Origin of the sequence: Streptomyces sp. NPDC088747, from assembly GCF_044751025.1 — a bacterium.
In the GTDB taxonomy this organism is placed as follows: Bacteria; Actinomycetota; Actinomycetes; order Streptomycetales; family Streptomycetaceae; genus Streptomyces.
The window spans coordinates 22500-41550 of sequence record NZ_JBIVKZ010000011.1; the positions used below are offsets into that span (position 1 = coordinate 22500).

Here is a 19051-nt window from a genome sequence, read left to right on the forward strand (position 1 = left end):
TCTCCGCTTGCATCGGCATCGGGCTGTGACGCATCCGGCACCACCGCACGGCGGTCAGGCGGGAACCGGCGCGCCGGCCAGGTTCTCGATCATGCGGCGGGTGCTCGGCCCGACCACGCCGGACCACTCCTCGGGAGCCTCGGCCAGCCAGCGGGCGACGAGCGTGGCGAAGCCGGGGACGGCACGGGCGAGTTCGACGAGGCCGTGGTCGAGAACGGTGGCGCCGGCCGGGGTGCGGGCGAGGAGGAGGCCGGTGCGGTGGACGAGTTCGCGGGTGGGTCCCTCTCCCCCGCGGGCGGCGCCCCTCGCGGCGGCCCGCAGCAGGGTTTCGAGGACGGCCGGGTCCCGCTCGTGCGTGAGGACGAGGTCCAGCAGTTCGCGGCGCAGTGGCCGGGAGGCCGGGCCGCCGGGCGCGGCGAGCACGGTCGCGAGCGACGAGCGCGCCGGTGCGGGGCAGCCGTAGAGCAGGCCTGTGACCAGCGGAAAGAGCACCGGACGCGCTTCGGGACCCTGTTCGAGGCGCCTGTCGACGTAGGCGGCCACGTGGGGGGCCGTCGCCGGGCGCAGCTCCACCACCTCGCGGACGAGGACGGCGACGCGGCGGGCCAGGGCGGGGGTGGTGACATCGACGAGCGTGCGCAGCGTCTCGTACGTGTCCGAGTCCAGGTCCGAGTCCGAATCCGAGCCCGTGTCCCTTCCCGTCCCCGTGCCGCTGCCCGACTGGCACAGCCGTGTCCTGAAGGCGGCGAGCACCTGGTCGGGGTGGGTCGTGAGGGCGGCCGCCGGCGCGCTCGCGGGCAGCTGCGGGTCGCCTGCCGTGAACCGCTCCAGAGCTCCGGGCAGATGACGGGCCCTGGTCCACGGGTCCCGTACGAGGAGGCCGAGCGCGCCGCCGTGCAGGGTGCTGTCGGCGGGGCGGGCCAGCAGGGCGAGCGCCGCGTAACGCAGCAGGGCGCGGTCGGCCTCGGTGCGCACATGCGGCGCGGCACGGAGTCCGTAGGCGACCGCCGCCACCCGCCAGGCCGGCCGCTCGTCGTGCGCCCACCGGTCGACCGCCCGGCAGACGGCGGACGGTTCCTCCTCGGCGAGTACGGCGAGCAGCTCGTCGGCGCGCCGGTGCGCGACTCCGACCAGCGCCTCCGCGAGATCGTCCAGGGCGCGGCGCCGGTGGGCGTACAGCAGCGCCTGTGCCGCCGTGGCCACCGTCGCGTGCGGGGTCGCGGGGAGAGGGCGGTCGTCGTCGAACCAGGCGGTGAGATGCGGCTGTACGGCGGTGGGGTCGGCGGCGAGCCGGCGGGCCACGGCGTCCAGGTAGCGGGGGTCGCCTTCGTGGTCGCGGCCCGGATCCAGGCCCTGGCTCCGGTCCGCGGAGCGCGGCGCCTCGTCCGCGACGACCAGATGCCGCAGGAGTTCGAACCGGTCCGCCTCGGGCAGCGCCAACGCCTCCCAGAACGCCGGCCCGAACTCCCCTGGTACGCGGCGCCCTTGTTCCCGCCACACCCCGATCCGCTCGGCGAGCTGCCGCAGCACCCCGGCGTACGGGCCCGCGTCGGGCACGCTCAGCAGGACGTCGGCGCAGAGGTGCGTGGCCCACCAGGCAGCGTCGCCGGCCGGTGTCGGCTCCGTGGGCAGGAGGTCGTCCATGGCGTGGACCAACTCCGCGAGCCTGCGCGCCAGTTCGGCGGGATACCGCTGACGGGCCAGCAGGAGCAGGGCCTGCACGACCGGGCCGATGCGGTGACGGGGAACGGGCGGCGCGGGCGCCTCCCGGGCATCCTCGGGCGTCTCGGACGGAGCGGCGCGCGCCCGGTGCACCAGGGCGTGCAGGGCCGGGGCCAGGTCGAGGTGGGCGCCCTGGATCCAGTCGGCGAGTTCCTCGTGGGCGAAGCGGTAGCCGGTGCCCGCCGGGACGAGGAGTCCCTCGGTGAGGACGGCCGAGGCCCAGCCGGTGGCGGCGCCGAGGCGGCGTCCGCGGCCGGGGCCCCACGGGAAGACGGCCTCGAAGGCGGCACGGTCCAACTCCCCCTGGCCGGGCCCCAGACAGCGCCGCGCAGCTTCGTGCACCTGGCCGGAGACCTGGGCCGCCATCCGCCGTACCGCCGCGCCCCGCAGCCCGTTCGCCGCGGCGAGCCGCACCGCGACGCGCAGGCACATGAGGTCCAGGTAGGCGGCGAAGACCTCGTCCCGGTCGAGCGGCCCGGCGTCGCCGTCCGGCAGCGCGGCCCGCACCTCGGACAGCAGCCGCAGGGTCAGCGGGTGCCGTGCGTCGGCTCGCGCCAGCACCCCCTCGGGGATCCCCGCCCGGATCCGCGCCCGCAGCGCCTCGTCGTCGGTCAGGTCCCCCAGCCGCACACAAGCCGGTGACCGCCCGGTCTCCCGGGCCGAGGGGGCGGGTGGGGCGGGGTACGTAGCGGGCGGAGCGGCGTAGGGAACCGGCGGGGCAGCGGGCGGAGCCGCGTAGGGAACCGACGGAGCAGCGGGCGGAGCCGCGTCCAGAACCGACGAGGCAGCGGGCACACCGGCGTAGGGAACCGACGGAGCAGCAGGCGCACCCGCGTCCAGAACCGACGAGGCAGCGGGCACACCGGCGTAGGAAACCGGCGGAGCCGCATACGGAGCCCACGGGGCGACCGGCGAGGCAGCGTCCGGAACCGACGCGGCAGCAGGCGCACCCGCGTCCGGAACCCACGAAGCCGCAGGCGCACCCGCGTCCGGAATCGAAGAGGCAGCAGACGCACCCACGTCCGGAACCCACGAAGCGGCAGGCGCACCCGCGTCCGGAACCCACGAGGCAGCGGGCGCCCCGGCCCGGTGCAGCAGTTCGCTCGGGAACTCGGCCCCCGCCTGCTCCCAGTACTCGGCCCGGCACGCGATCGCGAGCCGCGCGCCGTTCTCCCGCAGCCACTGCGCCGTGGCCGCCGTCCACCGGGGCATCCGGTGGGCGAGGGCGGGCGGCATCTCCTCCGGCCCGTCCAGGAGCAGCAGCAACGGGCGCCCGGCGTCCCGCGCCACCCGGGCCAGCCGCTCCGGGCCGATGTCGCCCAGCTCTCCGCCGTACCCCTGGGGAGGCAGCACGCCCGAGCCCTCCGCGCTGCTCCCGGTGCCCTCCCGCGAGGCCGCGACGATCCGCCCCGCCCGCTCCAGCGCCCGCGCCGCGGCCTCCGCCACCGAGAGGTCGGTGGCGAGGAGGTCGGCGCCTCGCAGCCACAACGTGGGAGCCGGTTCCGCGCTCCGGGTGCGGCGTTCGGCGAGGGCCGCCAGTTCCGTCGTACGACCGCTGCCGGGTGGGCCGACGAGCCCGAGCACCGCAGCCGGGCCGCCGTGCGGAGCCGTGAACGCCGCCAACTCCCGTGCGACCTCGGCCCGTTCGACAGGAGCGCAGTCGACGGTGTCCGGACCGCCCGAGCCGACGCCCGGACCCTCCGAGCCCACGGAGGTCGCCGTGAGCTCCAGGACACCCGCCGGATTCAGGTCGGCCCCGTACGCGGGCACCGTGCTCGCGTTGCGGGCCAGCAGTGCGGCGAGGGGGCCTTCGGCGTCCGGCCCTCGCAGCGGGACGGCGAAGCCGGCCACCCTGTGCCCGGCGTGCAGCGCGGTGCCGAGGACCGCCACCACCGCTCCCGTGGAGACGTCGATGACCGGGCCTCCGGCGGCTCCCCCGCCCAGCCGCAGCGCGTCGGCGCCGCTCGTACCGATCGCCAACTCCAGTGCGTCGCGCAGGAGATGGAAGCGGTCGGTCGCCGTGTAGGTGACCGCGCAGCCGCCGAGCACCCGCGCCTCGCGCCAGCCGCCCGCGGCGATCCGCACGTAGGTGCCGGTCTCGACACGGCCGCGCACGGTGACGGGGAGCGGGTCGACACCGAGACCTTCGGTGCGTACGAGAGCCAGATCGGCGTCCGGGACGGGCGTGACGGCGTCGGCGGTGACTACGCAGGTGCGTCCGCCGGGGGCGTGCAGGACCAGGCGGGCAAGTCCGTCGACCGCCTCGTGACTGGTGACCACCGTGCCCTGGTGGTCGGCGACGAAGCCCATTCCGCGCGGACGCCCGGCAAGATCACAGACGCGCACCAGCGCCTCGTCGGGCGTCGCCCGGCTGTCGTCCTGGATCTCCCGGTCCTCGTCAGGGAGCTCCCGGCCGTCGTCAGGAATCTCCAGGCCGTCGTCGGACGCCCGCCGCGCGTCGGCCCACGTCGCCCAGGTGTCGGCTCGCTTCGCCCGTGTGCCGCCCGGCTTCCCCCGCGTGCCGCCCGACGCCGCCCGCGTGTCCCCCGGCGCCCGCAGGCCGTCGACAGCGGCTCCGCCGTCGACCGGCGTGCCGTCGTCGACCGGCACTGTGCCGTCGACCGGCGCGTGCCGGCGCCCGGTCCGCGGGCCTCGTCCCGCCATGCTCGAACCTCCCCGCCGCGCTCCTGCTTCCGACGGTAGGCGGGGGATGATCAGCGGGACAGATCGCTTCGCGAACACGCCCCCTTCCGCTCCCCCGCTTCACTCCGAGCGCCTGCTCGATGGGGTGAATGGACGAGTGCGGATGGATAAACCCTTGGGTGGGGGAACCGAGGGGGGACCGTGGAGCGGCGGGCACGAGACCCCGTGATCGCCGCTCCACGGGTGGGCGGACAGAGCGCTCCGGCGGCGCTGTCGGCGTCAGCCGAAGACCGCGAGGCTCTTGGCCTTGCCCTTCTGGTCCTCCACCAGCGCCAGGAAGCGCCCCTCGGGGTCGAAGACCGCGACGGCGCCGCGACCGGCGTACTCCTCGGGCATCTCCAGCCGCACGCCGTTCAGCAGCAGCTTCGCCCGTCTGTCGTCGACGTTCCAGCGCGGGAACGCGGCCGTGGCGGCGTCCGCGACCGGCATCACGGTCAGCTCCTGCTGGAGCTGGTCCAGAGTGCGCGCGGAGTCCAGCTTGTACGGGCCGACGCGGGTGCGGCGCAGCGCGGTGAGGTGACCGCCGACGCCGAGGTCCGCGCCCAGGTCACGGGCGAGCGCCCGGATGTAGGTGCCGGAGGAGCAGACCACGGACACCACCAGGTCGAGGACCGGGGTGCCGTCCTCGGCGACGGCGTCGCGGACGTCGTACACCGAGAACGACGAGATCCGCACCGGCCTTGCCGGGATCTCGAAGTCCTCTCCGTCGCGCGCCCGCTTGTACGAGCGCACCCCGTTGATCTTGATGGCGCTGACCTTGGACGGCACCTGCATGATGTCGCCGGTCAGCTTGGCGATGCCGGCGTCGACGGCGTCCCGCGCGATGCCGGACGCGTCCGTGGACGACGTGATGTCACCCTCGGCGTCGTCCGTCAGCGTGTTCTGCCCGAGCCTGACGGTCCCCAGATACTCCTTCTCGGTGAGCGCGAGGTGCCCGAGGAGCTTGGTCGCCTTCTCGACGCCGAGGACGAGTACGCCCGTAGCCATCGGGTCGAGGGTGCCCGCGTGTCCGACGCGGCGGGTCTTGGCGATCCCGCGCATCTTGGCCACCACGTCGTGCGAGGTGAAGCCCGACGGCTTGTCGACGATGACAAGTCCGTCGGGCGTCCGGTGCTTCTCGGTCATCCGGTGGCGTCGTCCGTCTCGTCGTCTTCCGGGTCTTCGACGGAGTCGGGCTCTTCGTCGGAGTCGGGCTCTTCGTCAGAGTCGGGCTTCTTGTACGGGTCCGCGTCACCGGCGTACTTCGCGCCGGAGGAGACCTCACGCACCTTCTCGTCCGAGGCCCGTGCCTTGTCGAGCAGGTCCTCGATGGTCTTGGCGGTGTCCGGCAGGGCGTCCGCGACGAAGGTCAGCGTCGGCGTGAACTTCACACCCGCCGCGGCGCCGACCGCGGAGCGGAGCACGCCCTTGGCGCTCTCCAGGCCCGCCGCGGCCTCGGCCCGCGCCTCGTCGTCCCCGTAGACCGTGTAGAAGACGGTCGCCTCCCGCAGATCACCCGTGACCCGGGTGTCCGTGATGGTGACGTGGGTGCCGAGCCGCGGGTCCTTGATCCCGCGCTGCAGCTTCTTGGCCACCACCTCTCGGATGAGGTCCGCCAGCCTCTTAGCCCGCGCGTTGTCGGCCACTGGTCCGTCTCCTTCTTCGCCTTGCTTGTTTCGTCGGTCTACGTCGGACGTCGTCGGTCCTGGTCGGACGAATACCGTCCTGGTCGGACGTCGTCATCGGACGTCGTCAGTCGTCGTCCGTGTGGAGTCTGCGCCGTACCGACAGCAGGTCCACCTCCGGCCGGGCCGCGACGAGCCGTTCACATCGGTCCAGCACGTCGGTGAGGTGCTCGGTGTCCCCGGAGACCACCGCGAGGCCGATCTCGGCCCTGCGGTGCAGGTCCTGGTTTCCCGTCTCCGCCACGCTCACCGCGTACTTCCGCTGAAGTTCGGCGACGATGGGCCGGACGAGGGAGCGTTTCTCCTTGAGCGAGTGGACATCGCCGAGGAGCAGATCGAAGGACAGCGTCCCCACGTACATGTGTATCCGGATGTCCCGCCGGTACGGGATAGACGGCCTGCCAATGCGCTTGGCAGGGACATCAGAACCGTACAACGAAGTCCCGGCCCTCTCGACGGGGTTTTCGCCCCCGCCGCCCCTACCCGTCCCGTCCTTCCGGGGCTGTGCCCCGGACCCCCTCGGCTGTTCTTCGGCTGTCGGCCGGTGGGGGCTTGTCGCGCAGTTCCCCGCGCCCCTGAAAAGCGGCGAGCTGGCCGGCGGTGACTTGTCACCGCCGGCCAGCTCACACCATCACTCTACGAGCGCGGCTTCTCGCGCATCTCGTACGTCGCGATGACGTCGTCGACCTTGATGTCGTTGAAGTTGCCGAGGTTGATACCGCCCTCGAACCCTTCGCGGATCTCGGTGACGTCGTCCTTGAAGCGACGCAGCCCGGAGATGTTGAGGCTCTCCGCGATGACCTTGCCGTCGCGGATGAGGCGCGCCTTGGTGTTGCGCTTGACCTCGCCCGAGCGGACCAGGACACCGGCGATGTTGCCCAGCTTGGACGACTTGAAGACCTCGCGGATCTCCGCCGTGCCGAGCTCGACCTCCTCGTACTCCGGCTTGAGCATGCCCTTGAGGGCCGCCTCGATCTCCTCGATGGCCTGGTAGATCACCGAGTAGTACCGGACGTCGACGCCCTCGCGCTCCGCCATCTGCGCCGCTCGGCCCGCTGCGCGGACGTTGAAGCCGATGACGATGGCGTCGGAGCCGGTCGCCAGGTTGATGTCCGACTCGGTGACCGCACCCACACCGCGGTGCAGGACACGGATGTCGACCTCTTCGCCGACGTCGAGCTGGAGCAGCGAGGACTCGAGAGCCTCCACCGAACCGGACGCGTCGCCCTTGATGATGAGGTTGAGTTCCTGCACCAGACCGGCCTTGAGGGCCTCGTCCAGGTTCTCCAGGGAGAACCGGACTCCGCGCCTGGCGAAGTTGGCGTTGCGCTCACGCGCCGCGCGCTTCTCAGCGATCTGACGCGCCGTGCGGTCCTCGTCGACGACCAGGAAGTTGTCGCCGGCGCCCGGGACGTTGGTGAGACCCAGGACCAGGACGGGGGTCGACGGACCCGCTTCCTCGACGTTGTTGCCGTTGTCGTCGAGCATCGCCCGGACACGGCCGTACGCGTCGCCGACCACCATGGTGTCGCCGATGCGCAGCGTGCCGCGCTGGACCAGGACCGTCGAAACGGCACCGCGGCCGCGGTCGAGGTGGGACTCGATCGCAATACCCTGCGCGTCCTGCTCCGGGTTGGCCCGCAGGTCGAGCGAGGCGTCCGCGGTCAGGACCACGGCCTCCAGCAGGCTCTCGATGTTGAGTCCCTGCTTGGCGGAGATGTCGACGAACATCGTGTCGCCGCCGTACTCCTCGGCCACCAGACCGAACTCGGTGAGCTGACCGCGCACCTTGGTCGGGTCGGCGCCCTCGACGTCGATCTTGTTGACCGCGACCACGATCGGCACGTCGGCCGCCTTGGCGTGGTTCAACGCCTCGATCGTCTGGGGCATCACACCGTCGTTGGCCGCCACCACGAGGATCGCGATGTCGGTCGACTTGGCACCACGGGCACGCATGGCGGTGAACGCCTCGTGACCGGGGGTGTCGATGAAGGTGATCCTGCGCTCTTCACCGTTGACCTCGGTCGCGACCTGGTACGCGCCGATGTGCTGCGTGATACCGCCGGCCTCGCCCGCGACGACGTTCGTCTTGCGGATGGTGTCGAGAAGGCGGGTCTTACCGTGGTCGACGTGACCCATGACGGTCACGACCGGCGGACGGACCACGAGGTCGTCCTCGTCGCCCTCGTCCTCGCCGAACTCGATGTCGAAGGACTCGAGCAGCTCGCGGTCCTCCTCCTCGGGGCTGACGATCTCGAGGACGAAGTTCATCTCGTCCGCGAGGAGCTTCAGCGTCTCGTCGGAGACGGACTGCGTGGCAGTGACCATCTCGCCGAGGTTCATCATCACGCCGACGAGCGACGCCGGGTTGGCGCCGATCTTCTCGGCGAAGTCGGTGAGCGAGGCACCGCGCGACAGGCGGACGGACTGTCCGTTGCCGCGAGGCAGCATGACGCCGCCGACCGACGGGGCCTGCATGGCCTCGTACTCCTGGCGCCTCTGCCGCTTCGACTTGCGGCCACGACGCGCGGGACCACCGGGACGGCCGAAGGCGCCCTGTGTGCCACCACGGCCACCGGGACCGCCCGGACGACCACCGAAGCCGGGACGACCGCCGCCGCCACCGGGACCACCGGGACGACCGGCGAAGCCACCGCCGCCGCCACCCGGACCACCGGGACGACCGGCGAAACCGCCGCCACCGCCACCGGGACCGGCCGGACGACCGGCGAAACCGCCGCCGCCGCCACCGGGACGACCGCCACCGGCACCGCCGGGACGACCGCCACCGCCGCCGGGACCACGACCGCCACCGGGGCCACCGCCACCGGGACGCGGGCTGCCCGCGGCAGGACGCTGCGGCATCATGCCGGGGTTGGGACGGTTACCGCCGGGGCCGCCGCCGGGACGCGGAGCGCCACCCTGCGGACGGGGCATGCCACCGGGGGTCGGACGGGCACCGCCCGGACCGCCCTGCGGACGCGGAGCGCCGCCGGGGCCGCCCTGCGGACGGGGACCGCGGTCACCACGGTCCTGACCCGCGCCCTGCGGACGCGGGGCGCCGGGGGCGCCTGCGCCACCCGGACGCGGGGCACCGCCCGGACGGGGCGCCTGCGGGCGCGCCATACCGGTGGAGCCACCAGAGGTGAACGGGTTGTTGCCCGGACGCGGGCCGGCCGGACGAGCACCGGGACGCGCACCCTGGCCACCCGGACGCGGAGCGCCCTGACGGTCGCCACGGTCGGGGCGGTCGGCACGCTCGGGACGGTCGCCGCGAGGCTGACCACCCTGGGCGGGACCGGCAGGACGAGCACCCGCGGGCTTCGGAGCACCGGGGCGGGCGGCAGCCGGACGTGCGGCACCGGCGGCCGGGGCCGCGGGAGCCGACGGGGGCGCCGTGAACTCGGCCGCGACCGGAGCCGGAGCCGCCGGAGCGGGCTTCGGCGCGGGCTTGGGACCCGGACGCGGGCCCGAGGCCGGAGTGGACGGCACGGCCGGAGTGACCGGGGTGACCGGTGCGGCCTCCGCGGGCTTCTCGGCCACGGCCGGCTTGGGAGCCGGCGGACGCGGGGCGGCCGGACGGGCCGCCTGCGCGGGAGAAGGCGCGCCCGGCTTGGCGGGCGCGGCCTTGCGCGGCGCCGGCTTGCCGCCGCCGTTGCCCTGCTGGAGGGCGTCTGTCAGTTTGCGTACAACGGGCGCCTCGATGGTCGAGGACGCCGAACGGACGAACTCACCGAGTTCCTGGAGCTTGGCCATGACGACCTTGCTCTCAACCCCGAACTCCTTGGCGAGTTCGTATACCCGGACCTTAGCCACTTCGCTCCTTTTAGGTCCGGGTGCGTCCGGACCGTCGCTACTTCATGGGCGTACTCATCGCGTGCTCATCGAGTGCTCATCGCAATCTCGACCTACTTCCAACTCGCGGGGTACCAGGGCCGCACGGGGGTTCCGTGCGACACGTCTTACGGTGTTGCCTGCTCGACGCAGTGGCGCAACGCCTTGCTGTCGAGCGGTCCCTGGACGCGCAGCGCCCGTGGGAACGCCCGGCGGCGGACCGCCAGGTCGAAGCAGACCAGGGCGGGGTGTACATACGCACCCCGGCCGGGCAGCGTACCGCGATGATCGGGGACGCATTCACCCTCGACCGCCACGATGCGCAGCAGATCCTTCTTGGCCGCTCGCTCCCGGCACCCCACACAGGTGCGTTCAGGGCATGCGCGGGCTCGCGTCCGGCCAGACACTCTTAAGTCTACCTCCCCGTACCGACCTCACCCCTTCGGGGCAATAATCGAACGGTTGTTGTCGTGATCTAAGCCACCCGCGGCTTGGATCTATTCCCCGGACTGGTCCCCGCGCTGCTCGGACGGCTGTTCGGTGTCCGGACGGATGTCGATCCGCCAGCCCGTGAGGCGGGCCGCGAGGCGGGCGTTCTGCCCTTCCTTGCCGATCGCCAGCGACAGCTGGTAGTCGGGAACGGTCACCCGCGCGGAACGGGCCGCGAGGTCGACGACCTCGACCTTGGAGACGCGGGCCGGGGACAGCGCGTTCGCGACCATCTCCGCCGGGTCGTCCGCCCAGTCGACGATGTCGATCTTCTCGCCGTTCAGCTCGGCCATCACGTTGCGCACCCGGCTGCCCATGGGGCCGATGCAGGCGCCCTTGGGGTTGAGCCCGGACCGGGTGGAGCGGACGGCGATCTTCGTACGGTGGCCGGCCTCGCGCGCGATGGCGGCGATCTCGACGGAACCGTCGGCGATCTCCGGCACCTCCAGCGCGAACAGCTTCTTCACCAGGCTGGGGTGGGTGCGCGAGAGCGTCACGGACGGGCCGCGGACACCCTTCGCCACCCGGACCACGTAACTGCGCAGGCGCAGGCCGTGCGTGTAGGTCTCACCGGGGACCTGCTCCTGCACGGGCAGGATGGCCTCCAGCTTGCCGATGTCCACGAGCACGTTCTTCGGGTCGCGGCCCTGCTGCACGACACCGGTGACGATGTCGCCCTCGCGGCCCGCGTACTCGCCGAGCGTCGCGTCGTCCTCGGCGTCCCGCAGGCGCTGGAGGATGACCTGCTTGGCGGTCGTCGCGGCGATCCGGCCGAACCCGGAGGGGGTGTCGTCGAACTCGCGCGCCTCCTGCCCCTCCTCGATGTCCTCGGGGTCCTCCTTCGCCCACACGGTCACGTGGCCGGTCTCCCGGTCGAGCTTCACGCGCGCGTGCCGGCGGCTTCCCTCGGTGCGGTGGTATGCGATGAGGAGGGCCGACTCGATCGCCTCGACCAGCAGGTCGAAGGAGATCTCCTTCTCCCGTACCAAACCCCGCAGGGCACTCATGTCGATGTCCACGGCTACGCCTCCTCTGCGTTCTCTTCGTGCGATTCCTGCTCTGACTGCACGTCCTGCTCGTCCTCTGCGTCCTGCGCGTCGTTCTTGTTCTTGCGGTTGAACTCGACCTGGACACGCGCCTTGGCGATGTCCTCGAAGGCGAGCCGCTTCGCGGTGGGCTTGCGCCCCTTCACGCCGGGCACCTCGACGTCGACCCCGGTGTCGTCCACCGTCAGGATCCGGGCGACCAGCTCGTCGCCCTCGGTCAGCTGGAACTTCACCAGGCGGTCCGTGGCGCGTACGTAGTGGCGGTGCTCCTTGAGCTCACGCTCGGCACCGGGGGTTCCGACCTCCAGGGTGTACTCGCCCTGGCCCATCGCGTCCGTCTCGTCCAGCTTCGCCGAGAGCGCGCGGCTCACATCGGCGATCTGGTCGAGGTCGGCGCCCGTGTCCGAGTCGACGACGACCCGCAGCACCCGCTTGCGTCCCACCGAGTCGACCTCGACCTCTTCGAGATCGAGTCCCTGAGAGCTGACGAGCGGTTCCAGCAGTTCTCGCAGCCTCTCGCTCTGGGTGGTGCTCATCCGGGTGACTCCTCGGCCGCGTGTGCTGTTGTGGGTAGGTCTCGTGTGTCAGGTCAAAGGGTATCCGGTCGCCGGGGGTGTTGCCGTCCATCCCGACGTGGCCGGACGGGGCGCGGGGCGGGCGGGACGGAGGAAACCGGCCGGGAACCCACGGTCCGCGGGAGCCGCTGGCAGGGGATCGGCCGGGGCGCGGGTACCGTGATCACGGGCGTGCAGCCCTCTCCCTTCGTACGAGCCTGCCGAGGACGTCTCCCGTGCCGTTCACCCCGCCGTCGCGCACCCTTTCGGGCCCGCGCCGAAGGACCCTGCTGGCGTCGGCCGCGGGTGCCTTGGCGCTCGCGGGCTGCTCCTCCCCCGAGTCCTCCACCGACACCACCGGCGGGAGCCCGTCGGCCGCCGACCGGGCACGCGCGCGTGGGGCCCTGGACAGCCTGGCGCTCGCGGAACGGTACGCGACCGTGATCACCGCGCACCCGGCACTGGCGGAACGCCTGCGCCCGCTGCGGGCGGAGGTCCTGCGGCACGCGGCGGCGTTCGGCACGGCGGAGGACGCGTCGGCTTCGGCGTCGCCGTCGGCTTCCGCCTCCGCCTCCGCGTCGGCCAGTGCCTCCCCCACCGCGCCGGTCGACCAGAAGGGCGCCCTCGCAGGCCTCGCGGCGGCCGAGCGCACCCTGGCTGACCAGCGCGCGAAGACCCTCCTGGAGGTTCCGGGAGAGCTGGCCAGACTGCTGGCCTCGGTCGCGGCGGCCGGCGCGGCCCACGCCTTCTTGCTGACGGAGGGGACGAAGTGAGCGACACCAAGGACAGCGGCGGAACCAAGGGTTCGAAGGAAGCGAAGGAGGCCAGGGCCGCGGAACTCAAGGCTCTGCAGGCCGCGCTCGGCGCCGAGCACGCCGTCGTCTACGGGTACGGCGTGGTCGGCGGGAAGGTCGAGGCGGCACGCAGGACGGACGCCCGCGCCGCGTACGACGCCCACCGGGCGCGGCGGGACGAACTGGCGCGTGCCGTGCGGGACCTGGGCGGCACGCCCGACGCCGCGGCGCCCGCCTACGCGCTGCCGTTCCGGGTGAAGGACTCCGGCGCGGCCGTGCGCCTCGCGGCGCGGTTGGAGGAACGGGTGGCCGGCGTGTACTCCGATCTCGTCCGGGCCACCACCGGCGACCGGCGGGCCGCGGCGGCCGAGGCGTTGCGCGAGGCGGCGGTACGGGCGGTGCGGTGGCGCGGCGAGAGCGTAGCCTTCCCTGGGCTCGCCGAGCGGGCGGCCACCCCGTCCTCGTCGGCGCCCTCGCCGTCGTAACGCCAGCTGGAAGGGAACCACTCGCGCATGCCTTTCGAACCGCCGCCGCGTCTCGTACGGGCGCTCGGCGAGACGCACCTCAGCGGAGCCGACGGTACGGAGGGGAACGGCGGGTCGGGCGAGTGGCTGGACAAGCTGCCCGTACTGGCGCAACAGGCGGTCGATCTACGCGAGTTGACCGTGGAACGGGTGCAGGCGCCCGGCGGTCGCAGCAGCCTGGTGGTGCTGGTCGGGCGGGCCGACGGCACACCGGCGGTGCTGAAGCTGGCGCCCGAGCGGGCCCGTCCGGAGAGTGAGCGGGCCGCTCTCGCCCATTGGGACGGCCGGGGTGCGGTGCAGCTCCTCGACGACCCCGGCGACGCTCCCGGCGTACTGCTGCTGGAGCGGCTCCGCCCCGATCTGTCGGTGCGGTCGCTGCCGGAGGCGAAGGCCCTGCTGGAGGCCGCCGGAACCCTACGGCGGCTGTGGGTCGAGCCGCCCGCCGGGTACGCCTTCGAGACCGTCGCCGAGCGGACCGGGCGGCAGGCGGCGGTGATGCGGGCGTCCGCGGGCGCCGACCCGGAGGTCGCGGCCCTGGTGGACGCGGCGCTCACGGCCCGCGAGGAGCTGCTCGCCGGCCCGCCCGAGGAGCGGTTGCTGCACGGCACCTTCCGGCAGAGCAAGGTGCTCGCCGGTGAGCGCTCGCCGTGGCTGGCCGTGGGTCCCGACCCGGTGGTCGGCGAGTGCGCCTTCGATCTGGCCCGGCTGGTCCGCGACCGGGTGGAGGATCTGATCGCCTCGCCCTCGGGGTCCTCGACCACGCGTCGGCGGGTGAAGCGGCTCGCCGAGTCGCTGGACGTGGACCAGGAGCGGTTGCGCGGCTGGACCCTGTTCCGGGCGGTCGAGTCCGGCGTACGGGCCCGGCGGGTCGGGCGTGCGCAGGACGCGGAGCTGCTGCTGGAGTTCGCGGGCTGGCTCTGAGGCCCTTGTGTGAAGCGGGCCGTGGAGAAGGCGGGCCGCCTTCTCCACGGCCTCAGCCGTGCCTACGCGGTCAGGCGGGCGATGGCCTCGTCGACCGTCAGCTCCTCGCGCTCGCCGGTGCGGCGGTCCTTGAGCTCCACGACGCCCTCGGCCGAGCGCCGTCCGGCGACCAGGATCTGCGGTACGCCGAGGAGTTCGGCGTCCGTGAACTTCACGCCCGGCGAGACGCCGGCCCGGTCGTCGACCAGGACACGGACACCGGCGGCGCCGAGCTTCTCGGAGACATCGAGGGCCAGCTCGGTCTGGAGGGCCTTGCCCGCCGCGACGACGTGCACGTCGGCCGGCGCGATCTCCTTGGGCCAGCACAGCCCCTGACCGTCCGCGGTCTGCTCGGCCAGGGCCGCGACGGCGCGCGAGACGCCGATGCCGTACGAACCCATGGTCACGCGGACGGGCTTGCCCTGCTGGCCGAGTACGTCGAGCTGGAAGGTGTCGGCGTACTTGCGGCCGAGCTGGAAGATGTGGCCGATCTCGATGGCGCGGTCCAGCTTGAGGCCGGTGCCGCAGGAGGGGCAGGGGTCGCCCTCCTCGACCACGACGACGTCGAGGTAGTCGTCGACCTCGAAGTCACGGCCGGCGACGACGTTCTTCGCGTGGGTGTCGGCCTTGTTCGCGCCGGTGATCCACGCGGTGCCGGGGGCCACCCGCGGGTCGGCGATGTAACGGACCTTCTCCAGGCCCTGCGGGCCGACGTAACCGCGTACGAGGTCCTCGCGGCCCTCGAAGTCCTCGGCCGTCACCAGTTCCACGACGGCGGGTGCGAGGTGCTCGCCGAGCTTGCCGAGGTCGACCTCGCGGTCGCCGGGGACGCCGACGGCGACGATCTCGCCGTCCACCTTGACCAGGAGGTTCTTGAGAGTCGCGGAGGCCGGGACGCCGAGGTGCTGGGCGAGGGACTCGATGGTGGGGGTGTCGGGGGTGTCGAGCTCCTCGACCGGGCCGTGCTCCTCGGCGACGGGCGTCAGCTTGAAGGTGACGGCCTCCGTGTTCGCCGCGTAGTCGCAGGCCGGGCAGTCCACGAAAGTGTCCTCACCGGCGGCGGCCGGGGCGAGGAACTCCTCGGACGCCGAGCCGCCCATCGCGCCGGAGACGGCGGAGACGATGCGGTAGTCGAGGCCGAGGCGCTCGAAGATCTTCTGGTAGGCGGCGCGGTGCAGGGCGTACGACTGCGCGAGGCCCTCGTCGGTGGTGTCGAAGGAGTACGAGTCCTTCATCTGGAACTCGCGGCCGCGCAGCACGCCGGAGCGCGGGCGGGCCTCGTCCCGGTACTTCGTCTGGATCTGGTAGAGCATGACCGGCAGGTCCTTGTAGGAGGACGCCTGGTCCTTCACCAGGAGCGTGAAGATCTCCTCGTGGGTCGGGCCGAGCAGGTAGTCGGCGCCCTTGCGGTCCTTGAGACGGAAGAGCAGGTCGCCGTACTCCTGCCAGCGGCCGGAGGCCTCGTACGGCTCCTTGGGCAGCAGGGCGGGGAGGAGGACCTCCTGCGCTCCGATGGCGTCCATCTCCTCGCGGACGACCCGGGAGACGTTGTCGAGGACCTTCTTGCCCAGCGGCAGCCAGGTCCAGATGCCCGCGGAGGTGCGGCGCACATAGCCGGCGCGGACGAGCAGCTTGTGGCTGAGCGTCTCGGCGTCCGCCGGGTCGTCACGCAGTGTCTTGACCATCAAACGGGACATGCGCTGGACCTGGGCCATGATTGTTGACTCCTGCTGCGTAAGTGGTGATGGCAAGGAGGTTAGCCGGGGGCCCGCCGTCCCCGGAAATCCGTTTCGCCGTCAGCGGCGCCGCAGCGGCAGCGGAGCGCCCATCACGGCGTACGGCTTCGGAGCGCTGGGGAACAGAACCTGCCTGGCCAGATCCTCGTACCCGAGGGAGTGGTACAGGCCGCGTGCCGGGCTGTCCGTGTCGATGGCGGAGAGGATCGACCGGGGTTCGGCGACGCCGTCCGTGATGACCGTGATCAGCGCCCGGCCCACACCGCGGTTCTGGTACCGCGGGTGGACGTGGAGTTCGGTGATCACGAAGGAGTCGTCGAGCCAGCCGTCGTGGCCCTGGCCGCGCAGATACGGCTCCACGACGGTGGACCACCAGTGCGTGCGGTCGTTCGGCATGCCGTAGACGAAGCCGACGAGCCGGCCGTCGGCGGTGGTGGCGCCGAGCGCGCGGGCTCCCGGATAGCTCAGGTGCCGCAGCACGATCTGTCGTCGTACGGCGATCTCGTCGGTGCCGAGTCCGAAGGCGAGGGCCTGCACGGCGAGGGCCTCGTCGACGCGGGCAGCGAGATCCAGCGGGCCGATGACCACGTCGTCGGGGGTACGGGGGCCCTGACCGGGGAAGCGCAGCATGCCGGGGAGACTACAGGCCTGGTCCGTGGCTCAGAACTGTCCGCCGGGCCGCGGCCGGAACAGAACGGTCCGGGAAGGGCGCCGGGCCAGAACAGCACGCTCATGAACGCGCCGGGCTAGAACAGCACGCTCATGAAGGCGCCCGGCTAGAACAGCACGCTCATGAAGGCGCCGACCTCCTGGAAGCCCACCCTCTGGTAGGTGCGCCGCGCGGCCGTGTTGAAGTCGTTGACGTAGAGGCTGGCGACCGGGGCGACGTCCGCGAGGGCGTAGCGCAGGACGGCGGCCATGCCCGGGGCCGCGAGTCCCTGTCCCCGGTATTCGGGGGCGACCCAGACGCCCTGGATCTGGCAGGCGTGTGTCGTGGCGGCGCCGATCTCGGCCTTGAAGACGACCTTGCCGTACTGGTCGACGCGGGCGAAGGAGCGGCCGGAGCCGACGAGTTCGGCGACCCGGGCCTGGTAGAGCAGCCCGCCGTCACCGGCGAGCGGCGAGACGCCGACCTCCTCGGTGAACATCGCCACGCACGCCGGCATGATCGTCTCCATCTCGTCCTTGCGGACGCGGCGGACGTAGGGATCCGGGGCGATGTCGGTGGGGAGCCGGTCGGTGACCATCAGGGGCTGGTGGGTGCGGACCTCGCGGGCCGGGCCCCAGTTCGGTTCGAGCAGGCGCCACAGCCTGGCGGTGGCCTCGGCCGGGCCGACGATCGAGGAGCAGCGACGGCCTGCCCTGCGGGCGCGGTCGGCGAAGCCGCGGACGGCTCGGGGGGTCGCGCAGATCGGCACCAGGTTGGCGCCCGCGTAGCAGAGGGAGCGGAGCATGCCGTCCTCGTACCAGCCCCACATCTCGCCGCCCAGGCGCCAGGGGTCGAGGCCGGCGATCTGGACGCGGGAGGCGACGAACGCGTTCGCCACCGGCTCGCTGTCCAGGACTGCGAGCGCGGCGTCCAGGTCACTCGGTTCGAGGACCCTGGTGGTGGTCTGGGTCAACACGTGCGGGGGCCTCACCATGCGGATCTGCTGATCTCCGCACTGTACCTGGCGAGGTTCAGCGGCGCCGCCCCGCGGGTGGGAGGAGGTTCTCCGCCCCCTCCGCCCCTTCCCGTCCCCTATCCGGGGGCTGCGCCCCCGGACCCCCGCTGTCGCGCTTCGCGCTCGTCCTCAGACGCCGGACGGGCTGGAGGATCTTCAGCCGGCCACCGAGACCGACGGCTCGCCCGAAGCGACGCCGGCCGCCTCCATCTCCTCGGCGATCTTCAGCGCCTCCTCGATGAGCGTCTCGACGATCTTCGACTCGGGGACGGTCTTGATGACCTCGCCCTTGACGAAGATCTGGCCCTTGCCATTGCCGGAGGCGACGCCGAGGTCGGCCTCGCGGGCCTCGCCGGGGCCGTTGACGACGCAGCCCATGACGGCGACGCGGAGCGGGACCTCCATGCCGTCGAGGCCCGCGGTGACTTCCTCGGCCAGCTTGTACACGTCGACCTGGGCGCGGCCGCAGGAGGGGCAGGAGACGATCTCCAGGCGGCGCTGCTTCAGGTTCAGCGACTCCAGGATCTGCATGCCGACCTTGACCTCCTCGGCGGGCGGCGCCGAGAGGGAGACGCGGATCGTGTCGCCGATGCCCTCGCTCAGCAGGGCGCCGAAGGCCACCGCCGACTTGATGGTGCCCTGGAAGGCGGGTCCTGCCTCGGTGACACCGAGGTGGAGGGGGTAGTCGCAGGCCTGCGAGAGCTGACGGTAGGCGTTGACCATGACGACCGGGTCGTTGTGCTTGACCGAGATCTTGATGTCCCGGAAGTCGTGCTCCTCGAAGAGGGACGCCTCCCAGAGGGCGGACTCGACGAGCGCCTCGGGCGTCGCCTTGCCGTACTTCTTCAGCAACCGCTGGTCCAGCGAGCCCGCGTTGACGCCGATGCGGATCGGGGTGCCGGTGTCCTTGGCGGCCCGCGCGATCTCCTTGACCTGGTCGTCGAACTGCTTGATGTTGCCCGGGTTGACCCGCACGGCCGCGCAGCCCGCGTTGATCGCGGCGAAGACGTACTTCGGCTGGAAGTGGATGTCCGCGATGACGGGGATCTGGGACTTCTTCGCGATGACCGCGAGGGCGTCGGCGTCGTCCTGGGTCGGGCAGGCGACCCGGACGATCTGGCAGCCGGACGCGGTCAGCTCGGCGATCTGCTGGAGCGTGGCGCCGATGTCCGACGTACGCGTCGTGGTCATCGACTGCACGGAGATCGGGGCGTCTCCACCCACGGGCACGCTTCCGACCATGATCTGCCGGGTCTTGCGGCGTTCGGCCAGCTTGGTCGGAACGGACGGCATGCCGAGAGAAATCGCAGTCATCTGCTGTGCAACCCCAAGTTGTGGATCAAGGTCCCGGAATCGTGGGC

At 72.4% G+C, this 19051-nt stretch carries 15 protein-coding genes; 3 read left to right on the forward strand and 12 right to left on the reverse strand.

Going from position 1 to position 19051, the window contains the following annotated elements:
• Positions 1–54 precede the first annotated feature (54 nt).
• From ACIP79_RS24795 to rimP, 8 genes are all read right to left on the reverse strand, one after another.
• A complete protein-coding gene (locus ACIP79_RS24795) occupies positions 55–4386 on the reverse strand; it encodes a trypsin-like peptidase domain-containing protein (RefSeq protein ID WP_401226756.1) in 4332 nt (1443 codons plus the stop codon).
• A gap of 258 nt (positions 4387–4644) precedes the next feature.
• Entirely contained in the window at positions 4645–5550 is a 906-nt protein-coding gene (gene truB, locus ACIP79_RS24800) for a tRNA pseudouridine(55) synthase TruB (RefSeq protein WP_383682440.1), read from the reverse strand.
• Positions 5547–6050, reverse strand: a complete 504-nt coding sequence (rbfA, locus tag ACIP79_RS24805) for a 30S ribosome-binding factor RbfA (RefSeq protein ID WP_401226757.1) — start codon at positions 6048–6050, stop codon at positions 5547–5549. Before rbfA ends, truB begins: the two co-directional genes overlap by 4 nt.
• A 106-nt stretch (positions 6051–6156) precedes the next feature.
• Positions 6157–6450, reverse strand: coding sequence for a DUF503 domain-containing protein (locus ACIP79_RS24810; RefSeq protein ID WP_383682436.1), 294 nt, complete (start codon positions 6448–6450; stop codon positions 6157–6159).
• Positions 6451–6725: 275 nt separating this feature from the next.
• A complete protein-coding gene (gene infB, locus ACIP79_RS24815) occupies positions 6726–9905 on the reverse strand; it encodes a translation initiation factor IF-2 (protein ID WP_401226758.1) in 3180 nt (1059 codons plus the stop codon).
• Between the two features lie 146 nt (positions 9906–10051).
• The gene (locus ACIP79_RS24820) at positions 10052–10330 is read right to left on the reverse strand and encodes a YlxR family protein (protein ID WP_401226759.1); all 279 of its coding nucleotides are present in this window, start codon (positions 10328–10330) and stop codon (positions 10052–10054) included.
• A 90-nt stretch (positions 10331–10420) separates the two neighbouring features.
• Positions 10421–11431: a transcription termination factor NusA gene (gene nusA, locus ACIP79_RS24825; RefSeq protein WP_383682431.1), complete on the reverse strand. Its 1011-nt coding sequence runs from the start codon at positions 11429–11431 to the stop codon at positions 10421–10423.
• 2 nt (positions 11432–11433) lie between these two features.
• A complete protein-coding gene (gene rimP / locus ACIP79_RS24830) occupies positions 11434–11994 on the reverse strand; it encodes a ribosome maturation factor RimP (RefSeq protein WP_401226761.1) in 561 nt (186 codons plus the stop codon).
• 254 nt (positions 11995–12248) lie between these two features.
• Between rimP and ACIP79_RS24835 the strand changes: the two genes are divergently transcribed.
• The 3 genes from ACIP79_RS24835 (at position 12249) to ACIP79_RS24845 (ending at position 14251) form a co-directional block, all read left to right on the forward strand.
• Positions 12249–12785: a hypothetical protein gene (locus ACIP79_RS24835; RefSeq protein WP_401226762.1), complete on the forward strand. Its 537-nt coding sequence runs from the start codon at positions 12249–12251 to the stop codon at positions 12783–12785.
• A 74-nt stretch (positions 12786–12859) separates the two neighbouring features.
• On the forward strand, positions 12860–13291 hold the full coding sequence (locus ACIP79_RS24840; RefSeq protein WP_401227027.1) for a ferritin-like domain-containing protein: 432 nt from the start codon (positions 12860–12862) through the stop codon (positions 13289–13291).
• A gap of 27 nt (positions 13292–13318) precedes the next feature.
• Positions 13319–14251 carry an aminoglycoside phosphotransferase family protein gene (locus ACIP79_RS24845; RefSeq protein WP_401226763.1) on the forward strand — a complete coding sequence of 311 codons (933 nt, stop codon included), beginning with the start codon at positions 13319–13321 and terminating at the stop codon, positions 14249–14251.
• Positions 14252–14313: 62 nt separating this feature from the next.
• Here the strand turns inward: ACIP79_RS24845 and ACIP79_RS24850 are convergent, their stop codons facing one another.
• The 4 genes from ACIP79_RS24850 to ispG form a co-directional block, all read right to left on the reverse strand.
• The gene (locus ACIP79_RS24850) at positions 14314–16005 is read right to left on the reverse strand and encodes a proline--tRNA ligase (RefSeq protein WP_401226764.1); all 1692 of its coding nucleotides are present in this window, start codon (positions 16003–16005) and stop codon (positions 14314–14316) included.
• Positions 16006–16086: 81 nt separating this feature from the next.
• Positions 16087–16656, reverse strand: a complete 570-nt coding sequence (locus tag ACIP79_RS24855) for a GNAT family N-acetyltransferase (protein WP_401226765.1) — start codon at positions 16654–16656, stop codon at positions 16087–16089.
• Positions 16657–16802: 146 nt separating this feature from the next.
• The gene (locus tag ACIP79_RS24860) at positions 16803–17651 is read right to left on the reverse strand and encodes a GNAT family N-acetyltransferase (RefSeq protein ID WP_401226767.1); all 849 of its coding nucleotides are present in this window, start codon (positions 17649–17651) and stop codon (positions 16803–16805) included.
• A gap of 195 nt (positions 17652–17846) precedes the next feature.
• Complete coding sequence (gene ispG / locus ACIP79_RS24865; RefSeq protein ID WP_401226769.1) at positions 17847–19004, reverse strand: flavodoxin-dependent (E)-4-hydroxy-3-methylbut-2-enyl-diphosphate synthase; 1158 nt, start codon at positions 19002–19004, stop codon at positions 17847–17849.
• Positions 19005–19051: the final 47 nt, after the last annotated feature.

What these genes read in the sequence shown, in the direction of transcription:
- ACIP79_RS24810 (WP_383682436.1), bottom strand. Translation starts at nt 6,450, where the DNA reads ATGTACGTGGGGACGCTGTCCTTCGATCTGCTCCTCGGCGATGTCCAC.
- ACIP79_RS24850 (WP_401226764.1), bottom strand. Translation starts at nt 16,005, where the DNA reads ATGGCCCAGGTCCAGCGCATGTCCCGTTTGATGGTCAAGACACTGCGT.
- ACIP79_RS24795 (WP_401226756.1), bottom strand. Translation starts at nt 4,386, where the DNA reads ATGGCGGGACGAGGCCCGCGGACCGGGCGCCGGCACGCGCCGGTCGAC.
- rimP (WP_401226761.1), bottom strand. Translation starts at nt 11,994, where the DNA reads ATGAGCACCACCCAGAGCGAGAGGCTGCGAGAACTGCTGGAACCGCTC.
- truB (WP_383682440.1), bottom strand. Translation starts at nt 5,550, where the DNA reads ATGACCGAGAAGCACCGGACGCCCGACGGACTTGTCATCGTCGACAAG.
- ispG (WP_401226769.1), bottom strand. Translation starts at nt 19,004, where the DNA reads ATGACTGCGATTTCTCTCGGCATGCCGTCCGTTCCGACCAAGCTGGCC.
- ACIP79_RS24855 (WP_401226765.1), bottom strand. Translation starts at nt 16,656, where the DNA reads ATGCTGCGCTTCCCCGGTCAGGGCCCCCGTACCCCCGACGACGTGGTC.
- ACIP79_RS24845 (WP_401226763.1), top strand. Translation starts at nt 13,319, where the DNA reads ATGCCTTTCGAACCGCCGCCGCGTCTCGTACGGGCGCTCGGCGAGACG.